Source organism: Saliniferula longa, from assembly GCF_050789285.1.
Classification (GTDB): Bacteria; Pseudomonadota; Alphaproteobacteria; order Rhodobacterales; family Rhodobacteraceae; genus CAVPWP01.
Window position 1 is genome coordinate 146,405 of record NZ_JBOUVX010000002.1, and the last position, 18,317, is coordinate 164,721.

Genomic DNA, 18,317 nt, shown 5'->3' on the forward strand with positions numbered 1-18,317 from the left:
ACTTCGATCAGCTTTCCGGGATGAAGCGGGGCAGCGGCGCCATGATCTCATGCAGAAGGCTCGTCAGCCTTGCTTCCGCGGTCGCGTCGCTTTCGCCCGGGCCGATCAGCGTGGTCAACCGGATCATCGCACCGTCTTTCCTTCCGGTCGTGATGCTGTCGACCATCAACCAGAATTTCGCTTCAATATCCCAGGCAATGCGGCGCTCGCGCTGCTGAAACCAGTAGTAGACCATCATCCGGGTCTGGCCCTTCTGAATGATCGCACGGTTCAGTTCGAAGGGCTTTCCGGAGCCAAAGGTCTCGGAAACGTCGCTACGCTCAAGCCAGGCGATCTCCCACCCGCCTCCCGGCAGGCACACCTCTGGCGAATGGACCCCCCCACGCGTCTGATCGGCGTACCAGGCCATGAACAGTTCCACCTCGGGACTTCCGTCACCGGTCGAGAAATAGACCGAGTGATAATCGTCCGCCTGCAGCGCCGCCTCGACCTCGGCCGACAGGGTCTGTGCCGGACGGGCCTGCGACCACTCGCCCATGGTCTTGGGAAAGATCGCGAAAGGCTCTCGCGAGACCGCCATCGCGCTCCGGTCGGGCACGGCCTGCCACGCAAGGGATGCGGACACCATCAGGACGGCCGCTGTGATTATCGCCGCCGAAGGATAGACGAAGCGGATGCGCATCGCCTGTGTCAGAAGGCCCTCGGTGTCGAGGTCTAGGGCATCGGCAAGCGACATCTTTTGCGGGTTCATCAGCAGCATCACGCGCGCCAGTCCGAAAAGAATCACGATGCAGGCTAGGAAGATCACCCAGCCCTCGAAGAAATGGCTGAAGCCATCGACCCATTCGATACCGTAGTTGTTCACGATGTAGCCGGCGATCGCGATACGGACCGAGTTCATGAGCACCGTTATCGGCGCGGCCGAGATCAGAAGCACCGCCTTGTGCCACATCGGCCCCTTGTAGAGGACGGCGAAGATGTAGCTGAAGCTCAGGATCGGAAAGAGATACCTCAGCCCCGAACAGGCTTCGGCGACATGCAGCTTGTAGACGCCCATGTCGATGATGTTGCCGTCCAGGAACACCGGCACCGACATCAGGCGAAGAAACCAGACCCCGAGTTCGGACGAGATGAACTGCAGCCACGTGGACATCTTGTAGTAAAGCGTGTCGGGCAGAGGCAGCATGTAGACCAGATGCAGAACGGGCGGCCAGAAATGCCACCCGGTCTTCGTGCCGAAACTGATCAGCAGGATCCCATAGACCCAGATGATCGTCGCATAGGCAACGATGTCCGAGATGTTCGCAAGCTTCCCTAGCGCGCCGACCGCGATTGCGCCCAGCATGACCGTCACGCCAAGCCAACGGTCGCGCTTTGGACCCGGCTCGACGGGCACGGTCTTGAGTTGGCGCAGGAACAGAAGGCCCGAAAGGATCGGAATCAAGGGCCCGTGGCTGTACTCAGGCAGTTGCCAGGCGCGAAGCAGCGCATCGAGGCCGTCGGCGAAAAAGACGCAAGCGCCCAGAACGGCGACCAAGAACCAGAATAGCCCCGCCGAAGAGACGGTGCCGAAAGACCACCCGGGAGCACGCGTTTCACCTGTTACCGACATCCACCTGATTCCCCAAGAGCGACTTAGGCCGTCGCAGTACAAGACAATAATGGCAAAACTATACCGGATTTCATGAACGGGGCGAGTCCCGCAGCCCCTGAGTTCGCGGTTTCGTGTTGCATGCAAGGACGTACCTAGGACCCAGGGCAGGGGCCATCGACAGACGCCAAGGCTTCGCACATCCAAGGACCGGCAATCAGGAAAGTCACTTCCGGTTCCGGATGATGATTTCATCTTGCTGAGCCCGAAGACGCTTCTCAAGCGAGTTCAGACCAAGCAGGCGCGCCATGTGATGGCCAAAGAACAGGGCGAATCCGAATCGGCGCATGTTGAAAAGCCACCGCTTCAGGCGATGCTCGGTCCACAAAACACCATGTTCGATCCGTCCCGGAGCCGGACGGGGATGTTCCGGGATGTAGCCGCGCGTCGCCATCAGCGGCCCGATCTCGACCTCGATCAGACCGACCTCACGCTGCGTTGACTTGCGCCTCCATTGCTGAGCCACCTTCGGATCAGGAGGATCGTAGGTCGAATTGAGGTGATATCCGAGCATCGATGCATCGAACGGCACGCCCAGGAAATCGCACACACGGGTGAGTTGTGTCTCGAGATCGGACATCAGATCCTCGAAACGGACGGTGATCACCCGTTCCTCCGGAACCGCAGCCCTATCCCAGGCCTCTTCGGTATCGCGCCAGCCCCTGCACGAAAAATAGCTGTTCCCCGCCCATCCCATAGCTACGGCAGAGCGCGCGACATCGCGCGGGTCGCGCAGAATGTGGATGAAACGGCTTTCCGGAAGAACCTTCGCGATCTTCGTGGCGTGCCGATGGACGTTCAGCGTGGCCACGTTCTTGCCGGACCTGACGAGCGCGGCAATCATCGCCGACAAGAGGTCGAGGCCGTCCGTTGAGTCGGGAAGGGCAAGTCCTGTCTGGCGGAAGGTCCTGTCCGCAACCAGCCGTTCCCGATCGTAGCTCCAACCACTAGGGTGGGTCGTATCGGGGTCAAGATAATCGAACAGGAAGTCCACCTCCCCGGGATTGTCGATGTCCGGGTGACTGTCCAGCATGAGGCGGAACAAGGTGGTTCCGGACCGCAGGGCACCGTAGACGAAGACGATGTCAGATCCTCCGGTTTCGCTCATGCCCGTCCCCTCGCATTGGCCGCGGCCATCCCATCTGTGCCAGGGTCTATCGAAGGACCTGTGGGCGGATGGCCGCTCAGGCCAAGAAGCCCCCAAAGCTGCCCGAACGGGAAGGCCGTGCCGGATGTCCGCACGCAAAAGCAAGATGGCATCATGAGGTTCAAGGGGCAGGCTTTCTTGCTGCGCGCGCTCGCGGTGTCGTTGACCAATGCATCACCCATCAAGGCCCGGTGGCGAGATGCCGCATTGAAGACCAACGCAGGTGCTGAACGCAACGCCGGCGGCGCGCCGGTCGGGTGCATCCGAACACAAAGGGCAAAAGGCGACTTCACGTTCTTCCATCGACTGACTCTTGCATCTTACCAAAGCGATCAAGCACTTATTGCCGAAACAGTGTTTCCTGCGTAGCACTGTGTGTCTTGTGCCCATCGGTTTCCCATGGTGCCCTGTCTCGCGTCGGATTTGTCGGTTCCCCGGTTCGCGATGTGGGTCCAGGCATTCCGCCCAAACCCGGATGAGAGAGAATGACCCCCCGAAAACCCTCCGTCCTCGTGATCGCGGAAGCGGCCAATCCGGAATGGGTCAGCGTGCCGCTGATCGGTTGGTCGCTCGGCACGGCGCTGCGCGAGGTGGCCGATGTCCATCTTGTGACCCAGATCCGCAATCGTGACGCCATTCTTCGCGCCGGGCTCGAGGAAGGCCGTGAGTTCACCGTGATCGATTCCGAGGCCGTCACCCGGCCGATGTGGCGTCTGGCGAACGCTCTTCGCATGGGGCAGGGCAAGGGCTGGACGATGATGACGGCCGCAAGCGCCCTTGCCTACCCTTACTTCGAGCACCTTGTGTGGAAGAGGTTCGGTCCGGACATCAGAGCCGGACGATTTGACATCGTTCACAGGGTCACGCCCCTCACGCCGACGACCGTGTCGTCCCTTTCGTGGAAATGCGCGGCTGCGGGTATCCCGTTCGTGGTCGGGCCGCTCAACGGCGGGGTTCCCTGGCCCCGGGACTTCGACGCCGAACGACGTCGCGAACGCGAGTGGCTGTCCTACGTGCGGGGCGCATACAAGTTGCTGCCGGGACGCTCCAGAATGCTCGAGGCCACGTCGGCGATCATCGTGGGTTCTCGCCATACCGAAAGCGAGATCCCGGCGCGCTATGCGGACAAGGTCTTCTATCTGCCCGAGAATGCGATCGATCCGGGGCGCTTCAATCGGCTGGCGGCACAGGATATCTCGGGGCCTCTCCGCGCGGTCTTCATCGGACGACTTGTCCCCTACAAGGGACCCGACATGCTTCTCGAAGCAGCGGCCGGGCTGATCCGAGACGGCAAGCTGATCCTTGACATCGTGGGCGACGGACCGATGCGAAGCGACCTCGAAGCGCTCGCCGGGCGCTTGTCGCTTGGGTCTGCCGTGACCTTCCACGGCATGGTGCCGCACGACAGGGTTCAGGACATCGCCGTAGGTTCCAACCTGCTGACCTTTCCTTCCATTCGCGAGTTCGGCGGTGGGGTGGTGCTCGAGGCGATGGCCCTTGGCGTCGTGCCGGTCGTGGTGGATTACGGAGGCCCTGGAGAGCTTGTCACCGACGAGACGGGCTACCGGATTCCGATCGGTGACAGGTCCGGCGTGATTGCCGGACTGCGAAGGACGCTCGAAGCAATCGTAGCCGATCCATCCGCGCTTCCCCGGATGGCGGGCGCCGCTCAGGATCGCGTCGCGACCTCGTTCACCTGGCCCGCGAAAGCTCGGCAAGTTGCAGGGATCTACGACGAAATCCTCGCGGCTGGGCGCGCCGAACCGCACCCCGACTGAGGGCGTGCACCTCATCCATGATCCTGTCCTGTGCCCGTTCCACGGCCCCTTCGGGCGAAAGATCGAAAATCAGATTGTCCAGAAGGCGCCAGTCAGACTTCATGAACCGCCGGCGCAGCGCGAACGGGGCCTGGCAGATCACGGGCAAGCGCGCGAAGCGGTCGGTGATGCCAAGGCTCTCGCTCCAGTCGCGCCACTTGAAGACATTTCCTTGTCCATCGCGATAGGACACCTCGAGGCGGACACCGGCCCAGGGAATGCGATAGGCATCGGCGATGATCGCGCCGTGCATCGCCTCGCAGACGACCGCCTCGCATCCGGTAAGTGCCTCGACGAAGGGCTCCACATCCAGCCGCGGCGAGATAATCCGGGCATTCAGGCGTCTGGCCGCCTCGGCAACCGTGTCGGGATGGGTCTTGAAATGCGGCACGAAGCCAATGCCTTTCCGGTCGCGGCTTGCAGGCAGCAAGCTGGGTAGAAGCACTGCCGGGTCCGAGATGAACTTCGCCCCGGTCAGTCGTGCGGTGCGCGGCCCGCGCACGAAACGAAAGTCCCATTCCGGCCCTGAAAGGTCCGGCAGTCTGATCCACGACCGTGCGCCGGAACCGAAAACGGTGATCCGCTTTGCCCGTGGCGGATAGCCGTCGACGAGGATCGTCCCGATCCCCATGAACGCGTGCTCGGGATCATCGTCGACGAAGCCGTCAAGAAGCTTCGGCCACAGCCAGGGGTTCAAGGCGTCGCCGACGTTTGGCTCAGATTTGTAATAGACCAGATTGAGTGACATGCGCCCGACCTCGTTTGTGTGCAGGTCGAGCGAGCCAGAAACTGGTTAAGGAAAAGAAAACATTTCCAGAGTCTTGCGAAAATCGATCGACTGCGATGGATCGCGTCAGTGCGGTGCGGGGCCGAAATCACCGGTCCGGACGCGCTCGATGCGGCGCAGGCGGGGGCTTGCCTCGATCGGCGCACCCGGTGGCGGCACCCCGGTCGGCGCAACCGAGCGCGGGCCGTCGGCGGACGTCCGGCGTAACTTTCATTTGTGATGATGGCCCGGGCGGTTTACGGCCTCCAGGTCGCAAGAATTTTCCGTCCGCCAAGAGCTGACATCGTCAAGGGAGCGAGCCATGGCGCAGATATTTCAGGCTGCAGCAATCGTCCCGGCCACGATCGGCACAGGTGCCGCGACGATGACGGTCATGAACCAGAACATCCCGGACTTCGCCGTTCCGGAAGGGGAATGGACCGCGACCCACCTCCTCGATGGAAGGTCATTTCACATCGTTGCCGTGGATTTGGACAGCGTCGAGGTCCTGCGGGATGAATTGATCTTCAGGGACGGAACGTTCCAATCTGTGAACTGTCCGGTCTACTGCGATTTCTGCTGGTCCGACTACGAGACGAAGGTTCGGGAAGACGTGATCCAATTCACGGCGCGAACGATCTGCCCAGACGCCCCCCGTACGGTCGTCTGACACGGCACCGTGACCGGTGACGACGTGCAGGTCGAAGGAACCTGGAGCACACGGCGCTGTTACTGGACCCACCAGATCAGGTTCACAGCGGAAGGAGCCCCCGCGCCGTCGGTCGACGTCAGCGCGTCGGGGTAAGGCCGCGTCCGTGAACCTGTCCCGATCGAGCGGGCGTGCCGTGATGCTGCGCTTGATGCTTCTCATCGCGGTCCTGCTGTTGGCAACCTGGGGCGCACATATGGTGCGAGAGGCGCTGCACCTTGAGATCAGGCCCGGCAACGAGCAGCAGGTTCATCACGCCATCATGCTCGGGACTGTCGCCAACATCGGGCTCTTGGCGCTGCCGTTCGTGCCGGGGGCCGAGATCGGACTGGCCATGCTGGCGGCGTTCGGCCCCGGCTTTGCGCCCCTCATCTATGTGGCAACGGTCGCGTCGATGACGCTGGCCTACACCGCGGGTCGCTTTCTGCCGGTCGGCGCATTGGAGCGTCTTCTGTCCCTGCTTCGGATGCGGCGTGCGGCCGACCTCGTTGCCCGCGCAGCACCCCTGTCTCGGGAAGATCGGCTGACGATGCTTCTCGATGGGCAACCCAAACGCGCGTTGACCCTCGGGCTGCGCTATCGCTACATCGCCCTCGCGCTGGCGGTGAACTCGCCCGGCAATTCCATCATCGGTGGGGGCGGCGGCATCATGATGATGGCGGGCCTGAACGGCATCTTCTCTCCGCTCGCCACGTTTCTGACCGTCGCGCTCACCGTCTCGCCTGTCCCGCTGGCCGTGATGTTCCTGAGACGCCGGATTTATTCCGCCCGGCAAAGGGCGGGGCGGCAATTGACCCTTGATCGTCCCACGAAAAACGCTGACGGTGAGTGCCTGATTAAAGGACCCAATGATGCTCCGACATATCGTACTGGTCACTTTCAAACCGGAAGCCTCGGCCGACCAGATCCGCGCGTGGCGCACCGCCGTGACCGACATGTGCGAGACGAGCGACGAAGTCCTTTCGTTTTCCCTTGGCGAGAATATCGGCAGCGGACCGAACCACCATGACGCGGCCCTTGTCGCCGACTTCGAGGATCTCGATACCTTTCGCCGATACGTCGGGGGCGAGAAACACAAGGCCTACGTGGAAAACCACGCGCGGCATGTGACCGCCAAACTGGCCGCGATCCAGCACGAGATGTGAAAGCCCCCGGGAAGAGCCAGCTTGCCAGAGTTGGGCTTCAGGCGGGAAGGCTCAGCCGACTGAAAAGTCTTCATTGCGGCGCTGATCTTCCCGCCGGGCTTTGCGGCTGCGTTCCAGCTTGCGGGGATCGCTTACCGCTCCCAATGAAATCAAGGCCCGGAAACCCTCGCAGTCGGCTCTCGATTTCCGCAAGCGCGCAGCCGCCGCGCTCAAGGCGGACATCGAGGATCGGCTTCCAGGCTTCCGGTTTTCGTCAGGGCGCGAACTCGTCCCGCCTTCGGACTTGGCGATCACTCTCGCGGATGGTGACGTCAACCGTCGCGAAGTGGCGGCTGATCGGGCTTCCGCCGATGGAGCGAAGGCGGAAGTGCTGTCCTGCCTTTAGAAACGTGGCCTGACGCGAAAACCGACCGGGAAGACTTTGACCGTCGCGAAACGCTTTGGGCGATCCTACAACACCCTCAGAAATCGAGGTTGGCCACGCTGAGTGCGTTCTGTTGAATGAACTCGCGCCGGGGCTCGACCACGTCGCCCATGAGCTTGGTGAAGATGTCGTCGGCTTCCGCCACATCGTCGACCCTGACCTGAAGAAGCGTTCGCGCCTCGGGGTCAAGCGTGGTCTCCCAAAGCTGGTCGGGGTTCATTTCGCCCAGCCCCTTGTAGCGCTGCAGGCTGAGGCCTTTCTCTCCCTCCTCGAGGATGGCGTCGAGAAGGCCAAGTGGCCCAAGGACGGCGGTCGAGCGATCCCGGCGGACAAGTTGCGCGGGCCGGGCATAGACTTCCTGCAATGCAGTGGTGAACTCGGCAAGCCGGCGGCCCTCGGCGGAACGGAAAAGCGGGCCGTCAAGCGTACGCACTTCCTCGACGCCGCGAACCGAGCGTGAAAGCCGGATCCCCTTGTCCTGCGTCGGTCGGCCTTGCCAGCCGCGCTCATACTCGACCGCGACTAGATCAAGCCGCGCCGCGACGGCATCCGCGACACCCTGGATATCGGCGTCGATGCGCCCGGGCAGGAAGGCGCTGGCAATCGCAGCCTGTTCAAGGATCGACTGGGGGTAATGCGTCGGGAAGGCCTGCAGCACCCGGCGGACCTGCCGGGCCTCTTCGACAACGCGGGCAAGGTCCTGGCCCAGGATTTCTTCCCCGTTGCCAAGGTGCAGGACCGCCCCCTCGACGCCCTGTTGGATCAGATAGTCGTCAAGCGCCGCCTGGTCCTTCAGATAGACCTCGGACTTGCCGCGGCTGACCTTGTAAAGCGGCGGCTGGGCGATGAAGAGATGGCCATGTTCGATGATCTCGGGCATCTGCCGGAAGAAGAAGGTCAGAAGCAGCGTGCGGATATGGGCACCATCGACGTCGGCGTCCGTCATGATGATGATCTTGTGATAGCGCAGCTTCGCGACGTCGAACTCGTCGCGCCCAATCCCCGTGCCCAGCGCGGTGATCAGCGTACCGATCTCCTGGCTTGACAGCATCCGGTCGAAGCGCGCGCGCTCGACGTTCAGGATCTTTCCACGCAGCGGCAACACCGCTTGGTCATGGCGCGACCGGCCCTGCTTGGCCGAGCCACCGGCGCTGTCGCCCTCGACCAGGAACAACTCGCGCAGCTCGGGGTTCTTCTCCTGGCAATCGGCCAGCTTGCCGGGAAGCGACGCCACGTCGAGCGCGGATTTCTTCCGCGTCATCTCGCGCGCTTTCCGTGCGGCCTCACGGGCCAGCGCGGCCTCGACGATCTTGCCCACGATCATCTTTGCGGGACCGGGGTTCTCTTCGAACCATTCGGTCAGCTTCTCGTTCATCAACCCTTCGACAGCCGGACGGACCTCGGACGAGACCAATTTGTCCTTGGTCTGCGAACTGAACTTGGGATCGGGAACCTTGACCGAAAGCACCCCGGTCAGCCCCTCGCGCGCATCGTCGCCCGAGAAGTTGATCTTCTCTTTCCGGGCAAGGCCCGATTGCCCCGCGTAGTGGTTCAGCGTCCGCGTAAGCGCGCCGCGGAAGCCGGCGACATGCGTGCCTCCGTCGCGCTGCGGGATGTTGTTGGTAAAGGGCAACATCATCTCGTTGTAGCCGTCGTTCCACCACATCGCGACCTCGACGGTGATCCCGTCGCGTTCGCCGGTGATGAAGATCGGCTCATCGATCAGCGGGTGCTTGTGCCGGTCGAGGTAGCGGACGAACTCGCGGACACCGCCGTCGTAATGCATCTCGACCGTCTGGGGTTCGGCGGCGCGCTCATCGGTCAGGACGATCTTCACGCCCGAATTCAGGAACGCCAGCTCGCGCAGACGGTTTTCCAGCGTCTTGAACGAATACTCGAGGTTCGAGAACGTGGTGAGCGACGCAAGAAACCGCACCTCGGTCCCGCGTCGGCCCCCGGCATCGCCCAACACCTTCAGATGTTCGACGGTGTCGCCCCGTTCGAAGCGGGCGAAATGCTCCTTGCCGTCGCGCCAGATGCGCAGCTCGAGCCAGTCCGACAACGCGTTCACGACCGATACGCCCACGCCGTGAAGCCCGCCGGACACCTTGTAGCTGTTCTGGTCGAACTTCCCGCCGGCGTGCAGCTGGGTCATGATGACCTCCGCCGCCGACACCCCTTCTTCCTGGTGCAAGTCGACCGGGATGCCGCGCCCGTTGTCGCGCACCGAGACGCTGTGATCGGCGTGAATTGTCACGCTGACCTCGTCGGCATAGCCGGCAAGCGCCTCGTCGATGCCGTTGTCGACGACCTCGTAGACCATGTGGTGCAGGCCCGAACCGTCGTCGGTGTCGCCGATGTACATGCCGGGCCGCTTGCGAACAGCCTCCAGGCCCTTGAGAACCTTGATGGAATCGGCGCCATAGGCGCTTGCGTCGCGGGCTGCATCCGCCATGCGGTGTGTCCTTCGTCCTGTCGCGGAACTTATAGTATTTGGCGCCGGGAATGTCACGCCCGCGCCACTACATTTGGTGTCAGGTCAAGGGGATGACAATCCCGACAAGGATCAACAGCACGCCTGACGTCACATTGATCCTGCGCAGCGCCGATGGAGACGTCAGAAGCGACCGCACCCGATGGACGAAACCCGCCAGCATGAGGTTGCCCAGCAGCGGGACGGTAAAGGAAACGGCCACGATGGCGGCGATGTCGGGACCCGTGACCCGCGTCAGATCGAAGAAGCCCGGCAGAACGCCCATGTAGAACAGGATCGCCTTCGGGTTGCCAAGGATCACGGCAAGCCCGGCCAGAAAACCGGCCCACATCCCTGGCCGTGTCAGACGGCTGTCCGAGGCGATCCTTCGGTCGGCATGGCGGATGAGAAGAACGCCCATCACAAGAAAGACCGCCGACGCCACCCACTTCAACACCGACATGAAGCCCGCGACGCTGGCAACAAGCCAGGACACACCCAGAATGGCGAGAAGCGGCCAGATCGTGTCACCGATCACGACGCCAAGCGCGAGGGGCCAGGCGGCTTGAAAGCCGCCCGACATCGCGCGCGCGGTCAGCGCCACCCAGACCGGCCCGGGCGTCAGGAACAGCACGAAGACGGCGCCAGCATAAAGCACAAGATCGGTCAGGGTGATCGTCATCGCGGCGGTTGAGCATGAAATGGGAAAAGGTGGAAGGGCCTAGCCGCACCAGCCCTGCGCATCTGCGGCGATCCCCCGAAGCCACAGGATGTCGAAGCCCGCGATCAGCCGGTTGCCCCGCCCGAAGGCGGCACGGGCCTGGGCCTCGGACAGGGCGACGGCACCCCTTGGAATGCCCGCGCGGTCCGCCGCCCGTTCGACTTTTTCGAGAGCGGCGATGAAATCCGGATGATCGAACTGTCCCTGAAGGCCCAGGCTGGTCGACAAGTCGAACTGCGCCGGGATGATGATGTCGATCCCCTCGACCGCGAGGATTGCGTCGATGTTATCGACGGCCTCGGCGGTTTCGATCAGAAGCATGCAGACCATCCGTCGCGCGGCTTCGGCAGGGTAGCCAAGCAAGGTCGTCCCAAAGCCAAGATGGGCGAGGAACGGCCCGAACCCGCGCGTGCCTTCCGGCGGATAGCGCAGGCTTGCCACCGCGCGGCGGGCGTCATCGGCGGTGCGCACCATCGGAAAGCAGATTCCTTCGGCACCCAGGTCGAGAACGCGCTTGACCGCGGTCTCGTCGATGGACGGCACCCGTACAAGGGGGGCGCAGGACGCTCCCAACACCGCGGCGATCATCGCATGCGCCTGCGCGTGGTCGATCGCGCCATGCTCCATGTCGATGATGACCGCATCCGCGCCACCGGCGGCCATGGCCTGCGTGACTGCCGGCGATGGGATCGTGCAGATATGCGCCGTCAGGCGCGCCTCGCCGGCGAGTTTCTGCTTGAACGTGGCCATCGCCTTGTCTCCCCTGTTTCCCGGACTTCAGCCTAGCAGGATCGGACGGCGGAAGTCGCATTCTCCTCGACGACCTCGAAGCGCTGCGCGCGATCGCGAAGGTCGTCGAAAAGCTCTGGTCCCGTGCCGGTCATCAGGGCCTGCGCGCCAAGCGCGCAGATCTCGTCGTAAAGCGCGGCGCGGCGTTCCGCGTCGAGATGGGCCGCGACCTCGTCCAGAAGGACGATTGGCGGCGCGCCGAAATCCTCGGCAAGGGCGCGGGCGTTCGACAGGATAAGCGAGATCAGCAACGCCTTCTGCTCGCCGGTCGAACACTGGGCAGCCGCGACCCCCTTCGCCGCAAAGACAGCCGCGAGGTCTGCACGATGCGGCCCGATCAAGGTGCGACCGGCGCGCATGTCGGCCGCCCGGTTGGCGGCCAGTGCCTCGGCCAGCGCCTCTCCGCCTTCCGGGGCGTCGGCGTCCTCCGGCGCCCGCATCACAAGTTCCGCTGCGGGGAAGGCGGTTTCAGCCGCCTCTTGCGCCGCGCGAAGCCGGTCGATCGCCGCCAGGCGCGCAAGGCGGATCGCCTCGCCCGCCACGCCCATCTGCGCCTCGAGCGCCGTATACCACGGCGCGTCGCGCACCATGTCCTTGAGCAGGCGGTTGCGTTCGCGCATCGCCTTTTCATAGTCGAGCACGGCCTCGGCATGCGAGGGCTCGAACGACAGCACGATCCGGTCGAGAAAGCGCCGACGCCCGTCCGCCCCTTCGATCCAAAGCCTGTCCATCGACGGCACAAGCCAGACGATCCGCGCGATCCGCCCCAGCGCGACCTGGGGCGCGGCCTTCCCGTCGATCCGCACCTGCCGCGCCCCGCCGGCCTCGGCGAAGGTCTCGACCTCGTGAACATGACCAAGCGAGGTCAGTTCGGCGCCGATCTTCCAGCCCAGCGCCCCGGGATGCCGGGCAAGTTCGTCGGTCGCAGCGCGGCGAAGACCCCGCCCGGGCGACAGAAGCGACACGGCCTCGAGGATGTTGGTCTTGCCCGCACCGTTTGGCCCGAAGACTGCGACGGGCCGCCCGTCAAGCTCGAGCCTGGTCTGCAGGTGCGAGCGGAAATGCGACAGCCGCAGGCGATCGAGGGTCAGTCCGGCCATGGTCCCTTTCCCGCGCCGGACCGCGCGCCTGGGCCGGTCAGACCCGCATCGGCATCACGACGTAGATGGCGGATTCGTCGTTTCCTTCGCGCATGAGCGTGGGATCGCCGGCCGAATTGAACAGGAACACGGCGTTCTCGCGGTCGACCTGACTTGCGATCTCGAGGAGGTACTTGGCGTTGAAGCCGATCTCCAGATGGTCGTCGCCATAGGCGACGGCCAGTTCCTCTTCGGCCGCGCCCGCATCGGGGGCGTTGACCGAAAGGACCAGCCGGTCCTCGTCAAGCGACAGCTTCACGGCGCGCGACCGCTCGGACGACACGGTCGCGACACGGTCCACCGCCTGCGCGAATTCGCTGGCGTCGACCTCGAGCCGCCGCGCGTTCCCAACCGGGATCACGCGCGAGTAATCGGGGAAGGTGCCATCGATCACCTTCGAGGTCAGCGTGATCCCCGGCGTCGCGAAGCGCACCTTGGTCTCGCTAACCGACACGGCGATGATTGCGTCATCGTCGTCGAGAAGCTTGCGCAGTTCCGTCACGGTCTTGCGCGGAACGATCACGCCGGGCATGCCCTCGGCCCCGGCGGGAAGATCGGCGTCGATGCGGGCAAGCCTGTGCCCGTCGGTCGCGACGCAGCGCAGGACCCGGTCGCCGCCCGCGTCGGCCACGTGCATGTAGACGCCGTTGAGGTAGTAGCGCGTTTCTTCGGTCGAGATGGCGAATTTCGACTTGTCGAACAGCCGACGCAGGACTGGCGCCGGGGTCGAGAAGTTCGAGGCATACTCGGCCGAGGCCATGACCGGGAAGTCCTCGCGCGGAAGCGTCGCGAGCGAGAAGTTCGATCGTCCCGCCTGCACGGTGAGCCGCCCCGAGGCCCCGTCATCGCTGAGCGAGACCAGCGCGCCATCGGGCAGTTTCCGGACGATTTCGTGCAAGGTCACCGCGGCGACGGTGGTGGCGCCGGCCCGTTCGACCTTGGCGGGGGCCATGTCGACCACCTCGATGTCGAGGTCGGTGGCGCGGAAGGACACCTGGTCGCCGTCAGCCTCGATGAGTACGTTGGCAAGGATCGGGATCGTGTTGCGCCGTTCCACCACGGACTGCGCCTGACCGACCGCCTTCAGAAGCGCGCCGCGTTCGATGCTGAACTTCATGTCCCTATTCCCTGAAAGATCCCGGGAGGCAGACCCTATCGGCCCGGCGCCGGGGTGCAAGTCTTTTCCGGACTGTCCGAAATTCGCGATTCGCGGTCAAGGCCCCGGACAGGGCGCCGGCGGGTGCGCCACGTGCCGGCCCTGCCGGGGCTCTGCCCCGGACCCCGAGGTATTTTTCGCCAGAAGAACCCAGGCGGGCGCCCCCATGACCTGACGGAGGCGGCCTCAGGCCTCGAGCGCGCGCCGGAGAAGTTCGAGATCCTCGGCGATCTGGCTGTCGGTGGTCTTGAGCTCTTCGATGCGGCGGACACCATGCATGACCGTGGTGTGGTCGCGCCCACCGAAGCGTCGGCCGATTTCCGGAAGGCTGCGCGAGGTCAACTGCTTGGACAGGTACATCGCGATCTGCCGGGGGCGCGCGAAGGTGCGCACCCGTTTCGGGCCGATCAGGTCGCTGAGCCGGATGTTGAAGTGGTCCGAGACCTTGCGCTGGATTTCCTCGACGGTGATCTTGCGATCCGACGCCCGAAGGATGTCCGCCAGGCAGTCCTGCGCAAGCTCGAGCGTGATCTCGCGGCCGACAAGTTCGCCGAACGCGAAGAGCCGCATGAGCGCGCCCTCGAGCACGCGTACGTTGGTCGAGATGCGGTGAGCCAGGAATTCGAGCACGCCGTCGGCGATCTCGAGCCCCCTGAACTGGTCCGAATACTGGTCGACTTTCTGCTGCAGGATGCCAAGCCGCAGTTCGTAGTTGGTCGGATGCAGGTCGGCCACGAGGCCCGACTGAAGACGGCTGACGATGCGGTCCTCGATGCCTGGAATCTCGGTCGGCGCGCGATCGGCCGAGATGATGATCTGCTTGTTCTGATCGACGAGGGCGTTGAAGGTGTGGAAGAACTCTTCCTGCGTGGCATCCTTGCCGGCGATGAACTGGACATCGTCGACCATGAGCACGTCGACCGAGCGGAAGAGCTGCTTGAAGCTCATCATGTCCTTGTCGCGAAGTGCCTGGACGAAGCGGTACATGAACTGCTCGGCCGATAGATAGACGACCTTGAGGTCGGGCGAGCGGCGCTGAAGCTCCCAGGCGATGGCGTGCATCAGGTGGGTCTTGCCGAGGCCGACGCCGCCGTAGAGGAAAAGCGGATTGAACGTCACCGTCCCGCCCTCGGCCACGCGCCGCGCGGCGGCATGCGCCAGTTCGTTCGGCTTTCCCACCACGAAGGTCTCGAAGGTGAACCGCGCGTCGAGGGGGGCGCCGGGCAGTTCGGCCTCGTCCCGGCTTGGACGGGCGGCCCGGGTTGCCGATCCCGACCGCCCGGGACGTTCGGCGGCGGGCGTGGTGGACGGCGCGGCGCGGGGTTTCTCGGACGGCACCGCGAACTCGAGGCGCGAGACGGCCGCGCCGGCCGAGCGGAGAAGTTCGAGAATCTGGTCGCCGAAATTGCGCGAAACCCAGTTGCCGATGAACTGGGTCGGGACGTGGAAGACCGCCACTCCGTCACGAAGCGCCGACAGTTCGAGCGGCTCTATCCAGTTGGTGTAGTTGTTCCTGCCGACCGTGCCCTGAAGTGACTCACGAATTGCGCCCCATGTTTCATTTGTCATTTTTCCACAGACCTGTCCGTCTCTTCTTTTTCTCGGACCGGCGAGATGCCAGCCCCAGGGCTGTCTTGGAAAGACAGACCCCGCGTCCCGCGCGACCGATCGATCGGGGCACAGGACACGGACAGGGCGGCCTCCACGTGGTGAAGACGCCGGTCGTGCCATCCGCGTTGTCCGCGCGTCCTGCGGAAACGTGACGACCGCCGTCCCAGGGCCGGACCCTCGGACGCTGGCGGTGCGCCACGCGCCGAAGCGCGGGCCAATGGACATGTTCGTCATGCGGCCAGACCCGGGCAGACTACCAGGTCAACCGAACGCCGTCAGGCCGATGCAGCTCGAATCCCCATTCGAACGCACACCGACGTGGACGATCGCGGCGTCAGCATTGCGCCGACATCGGAGATTTCAGCACTGCCGACACTTGGCACGCCGTCCGTCCGACCCCGCGCTCATCCCATGTCCCCCCAAGACGATGTGAATCGCAGCGCCAAGCTAGCAACGGGTTTCGCGCCGCTGCAACAGAACTTCACGCTTGACTCAACGATTGCCGAAGCGAATCCCGCGCCGTTGCAGAATGGCCCGGTTTCCGGTGGCACAAATGCAAAACGCGCCCCGAAAGAGGCGCGTCCGCGTTCGTTCGGCGATCGCCGCGAAAAGGCGTCAGCCGATGGCCTTCACGCGCGACGTCAGGCGCGAGACTTTCCGGGCAGCGGTGTTCTTGTGATAGACGCCTTTCGTGACGCCCCGCATCAGTTCGGGCTCGGCGGCACGAAGGGCGGCGGTGGCCGCGTCCTTGTCGCCAGAAGCGATCGCTTCTTCAACCTTGCGCAGGTAAGTGCGGATGCGCGAGCGGCGCGCCTTGTTCACGGCATAGCGCCGCTCGTTCTGGCGGGCGCGTTTCTTGGACTGAGGCGTGTTCGCCATGGTTCGGATCCCCTTCGGGCAGTTGACTCAATGATACGCGCCAAGTGCCCGGAACCGGGTTTCGGAACCGGTCTGATCCGGCCAAAGCGGGCCTCACGCGCATGTGTGGCGCGGCTTCTAGGGGAAATCGACGGGAAAGGAAAGCCCCCAGGAGCACAAGACGTCTAGCGGTCGCGAAACTGGGCTTCGCGTTTCTCGAGGAAGGCGGCCATGCCTTCGGTCTGGTCTTCCGTCGCGAACATCGCGTGAAACAGGCGCCGTTCGAACCGCAGCCCTTCCGACAGGGTAGTTTCGTAGGCCCGGTTCACCGCTTCCTTGACCGCCATGGTCGTCAGCGCCGACTTCTCGGAGATCTTCTGGGCCGCGGCCATGGCCTCTTCCATGAGCTTCTTCGCAGGCACGACGCGGCTGACAAGACCCGAGCGCTCGGCCTCCTGGGCGTCCATGAAGCGGCCTGTAAGGTGCATCTCCATCGATTTCGACTTGCCGACGAACTTCGTCAGCCGCTGGGTTCCCCCCAGCCCCGCTACGACACCCAGGTTGATTTCGGGCTGACCGAACTTCGCCGTGTCGGCGGCGATGATGAAGTCGCACATCATGGCCAGTTCGCAGCCGCCCCCCAGGGCATAGCCGGCGACGGCGGCGATGATCGGCTTGCGGATGCGGGCGAAGTCGTCACCGACGGTTCCGAACATGTCGGACATGAAGACCTCGGCAAAGGTCCTTTCCGCCATTTCATTGATATCGGCGCCGGCCGCGAAAGCCTTTTCCGACCCGGTGATGATGATGCAGCGGACCTTGTCGTTCCGCTCGGCCTCCTGCAGCGCATCGATGAGTTCCCCCAGAAGCTCGGCATTCAGCGCATTGAGTGCATCGGGTCGATTCAGCGTGATCAGCGCGACGTAGTCTTCGATCTCGACGTTGATCGTCCGGTAAGCCATGACAAACGGGTTCCCCTGTTCCGGTCGGCGCCAAGGCATAGCACCCGGGGGCGCGCGATCAAGCTATCTTTGGCAGGAGGGGCAGTAGAAGCTCGAGCGTCCGGACTGCACGATCCGGGCGATCGTGCCTGTGCACCCCGGCGTCGGGCAGGCGTGCCCCTCGCGGTCGTAGACCCGGAAGGCATGCTGGAAATAGCCAAGTTCGCCATTGGTCTGGCGATGGTCGCGCAGGGACGACCCGCCCGCCTCGATCGCTTCGGACAGAACGTCGCGGATGATCGGAACAAGGGCGCGCACCCGTGGCGCCGCGATGCGGCCGGCCTTCCGGCGTGGCGATATCCCGGCCCGGAACAGCGCCTCGGAGACGTAGATGTTGCCCAGGCCCGCGACGACCCGCTGGTCAAGAAGGGCGGCCTTGATGGGCGTGTTGCGGCCCCGCAGGCGCGCCACGAGGTAATCCTCGTGAAAGGCGTTGCCGAAGGGTTCCGGCCCAAGTCCTGCCAGAAGGGGATGGTCTTCGACCGTCTCGGTCGGCGCAAGGTCCATGGCGCCGAAGCGGCGGGCGTCGTTGAACGTGACGCGGGCGCCATTGACCATGTCGAGGACGACGTGGTCGTGCTTCTCGGGGGCCGGATGGTGATGGTGGAAGCGACCCTGCATCTGACCGGAAATCAGGATGCGTCCCGACATGCCAAGGTGAAGGATCAGCGTCTCGCCCGAGCCAAGATCGGCCAGGATGTACTTCGACCGGCGCCGCAGCCGGACGACGTGCTGGCCACTCAGCCGCTCGGCCATGCGGGGCGGAAAGGGCCAGCGCAGGTCGGGACGGCGCACCTGTGCGGATGCGATGTCCTGTCCTTCCATCACCGGCAACAGCCCGCGGCGGACCGTTTCGACCTCTGGCAGTTCGGGCACGTGCGGCGATCCCTTTCCCGTGGGCGGATTGTAA

Annotated in this window: 17 protein-coding genes; 5 read left to right on the forward strand and 12 right to left on the reverse strand. The window is 64.1% G+C overall.

The window, feature by feature from the left end; all coding sequences use genetic code 11:
- Positions 1-7 precede the first annotated feature (7 nt).
- Together xrtD and ACRDNQ_RS07265 are read right to left on the reverse strand one after the other, a co-directional pair.
- Positions 8-1,537, reverse strand: a complete 1,530-nt coding sequence (gene xrtD, locus ACRDNQ_RS07260) for a VPLPA-CTERM-specific exosortase XrtD (protein ID WP_431827987.1) — start codon at positions 1,535-1,537, stop codon at positions 8-10.
- Between the two features lie 280 nt (positions 1,538-1,817).
- The gene (locus ACRDNQ_RS07265) at positions 1,818-2,759 is read right to left on the reverse strand and encodes a sulfotransferase family protein (protein WP_431827988.1); all 942 of its coding nucleotides are present in this window, start codon (positions 2,757-2,759) and stop codon (positions 1,818-1,820) included.
- 153 nt (positions 2,760-2,912) lie between these two features.
- Here ACRDNQ_RS07265 and ACRDNQ_RS07270 point away from each other — a divergent pair, with 153 nt between their 5' ends.
- Both ACRDNQ_RS07270 and ACRDNQ_RS07275 read left to right on the forward strand, forming a co-directional pair.
- Positions 2,913-3,167, forward strand: coding sequence for a hypothetical protein (locus ACRDNQ_RS07270; protein ID WP_431827989.1), 255 nt, complete (start codon positions 2,913-2,915; stop codon positions 3,165-3,167).
- A 116-nt stretch (positions 3,168-3,283) separates the two neighbouring features.
- Positions 3,284-4,576, forward strand: a complete 1,293-nt coding sequence (locus ACRDNQ_RS07275) for a glycosyltransferase family 4 protein (protein WP_431827990.1) — start codon at positions 3,284-3,286, stop codon at positions 4,574-4,576.
- Here ACRDNQ_RS07275 and ACRDNQ_RS07280 read toward each other — a convergent pair.
- Positions 4,491-5,363 carry a polysaccharide pyruvyl transferase family protein gene (locus ACRDNQ_RS07280; RefSeq protein ID WP_431827991.1) on the reverse strand — a complete coding sequence of 291 codons (873 nt, stop codon included), beginning with the start codon at positions 5,361-5,363 and terminating at the stop codon, positions 4,491-4,493. The two genes, ACRDNQ_RS07275 and ACRDNQ_RS07280, sit on opposite strands and share 86 nt — an antisense overlap.
- 340 nt (positions 5,364-5,703) lie before the next feature.
- Between ACRDNQ_RS07280 and ACRDNQ_RS07285 the strand changes: the two genes are divergently transcribed.
- From ACRDNQ_RS07285 to ACRDNQ_RS07295, 3 genes are all read left to right on the forward strand, one after another.
- Entirely contained in the window at positions 5,704-6,051 is a 348-nt protein-coding gene (locus ACRDNQ_RS07285; protein ID WP_431827992.1) for a hypothetical protein, read from the forward strand.
- A 145-nt stretch (positions 6,052-6,196) separates the two neighbouring features.
- On the forward strand, positions 6,197-7,099 hold the full coding sequence (locus ACRDNQ_RS07290) for a hypothetical protein (RefSeq protein WP_431829124.1): 903 nt from the start codon (positions 6,197-6,199) through the stop codon (positions 7,097-7,099).
- On the forward strand, positions 6,996-7,235 hold the full coding sequence (locus ACRDNQ_RS07295; RefSeq protein WP_431829085.1) for an antibiotic biosynthesis monooxygenase family protein: 240 nt from the start codon (positions 6,996-6,998) through the stop codon (positions 7,233-7,235). Before ACRDNQ_RS07290 ends, ACRDNQ_RS07295 begins: the two co-directional genes overlap by 104 nt.
- Positions 7,236-7,696: 461 nt before the next feature.
- Here ACRDNQ_RS07295 and gyrB read toward each other — a convergent pair whose 3' ends face one another.
- From gyrB to mutM, 9 genes are all read right to left on the reverse strand, one after another.
- Positions 7,697-10,114, reverse strand: a complete 2,418-nt coding sequence (gene gyrB / locus ACRDNQ_RS07300) for a DNA topoisomerase (ATP-hydrolyzing) subunit B (protein ID WP_431827993.1) — start codon at positions 10,112-10,114, stop codon at positions 7,697-7,699.
- A gap of 79 nt (positions 10,115-10,193) precedes the next feature.
- Positions 10,194-10,814, reverse strand: a complete 621-nt coding sequence (locus tag ACRDNQ_RS07305) for a LysE family translocator (protein WP_431827994.1) — start codon at positions 10,812-10,814, stop codon at positions 10,194-10,196.
- 39 nt (positions 10,815-10,853) lie between these two features.
- Positions 10,854-11,603 carry an HpcH/HpaI aldolase family protein gene (locus tag ACRDNQ_RS07310; protein ID WP_431827995.1) on the reverse strand — a complete coding sequence of 250 codons (750 nt, stop codon included), beginning with the start codon at positions 11,601-11,603 and terminating at the stop codon, positions 10,854-10,856.
- Positions 11,604-11,635: 32 nt separating this feature from the next.
- Positions 11,636-12,742, reverse strand: a complete 1,107-nt coding sequence (gene recF, locus ACRDNQ_RS07315) for a DNA replication/repair protein RecF (protein ID WP_431827996.1) — start codon at positions 12,740-12,742, stop codon at positions 11,636-11,638.
- A gap of 37 nt (positions 12,743-12,779) precedes the next feature.
- Entirely contained in the window at positions 12,780-13,898 is a 1,119-nt protein-coding gene (gene dnaN, locus ACRDNQ_RS07320) for a DNA polymerase III subunit beta (RefSeq protein ID WP_431827997.1), read from the reverse strand.
- A 225-nt stretch (positions 13,899-14,123) separates the two neighbouring features.
- The gene (gene dnaA / locus ACRDNQ_RS07325; protein ID WP_431827998.1) at positions 14,124-15,506 is read right to left on the reverse strand and encodes a chromosomal replication initiator protein DnaA; all 1,383 of its coding nucleotides are present in this window, start codon (positions 15,504-15,506) and stop codon (positions 14,124-14,126) included.
- A 657-nt stretch (positions 15,507-16,163) separates the two neighbouring features.
- Positions 16,164-16,427 (reverse strand): 30S ribosomal protein S20, encoded by a 264-nt coding sequence (gene rpsT, locus ACRDNQ_RS07330; protein WP_431827999.1) that lies wholly within the window; start codon positions 16,425-16,427, stop codon positions 16,164-16,166.
- A gap of 164 nt (positions 16,428-16,591) precedes the next feature.
- Entirely contained in the window at positions 16,592-17,368 is a 777-nt protein-coding gene (locus ACRDNQ_RS07335; protein ID WP_431828000.1) for an enoyl-CoA hydratase, read from the reverse strand.
- Positions 17,369-17,431: 63 nt separating this feature from the next.
- Positions 17,432-18,283: a bifunctional DNA-formamidopyrimidine glycosylase/DNA-(apurinic or apyrimidinic site) lyase gene (mutM, locus tag ACRDNQ_RS07340; RefSeq protein ID WP_431828001.1), complete on the reverse strand. Its 852-nt coding sequence runs from the start codon at positions 18,281-18,283 to the stop codon at positions 17,432-17,434.
- Positions 18,284-18,317: the final 34 nt, after the last annotated feature.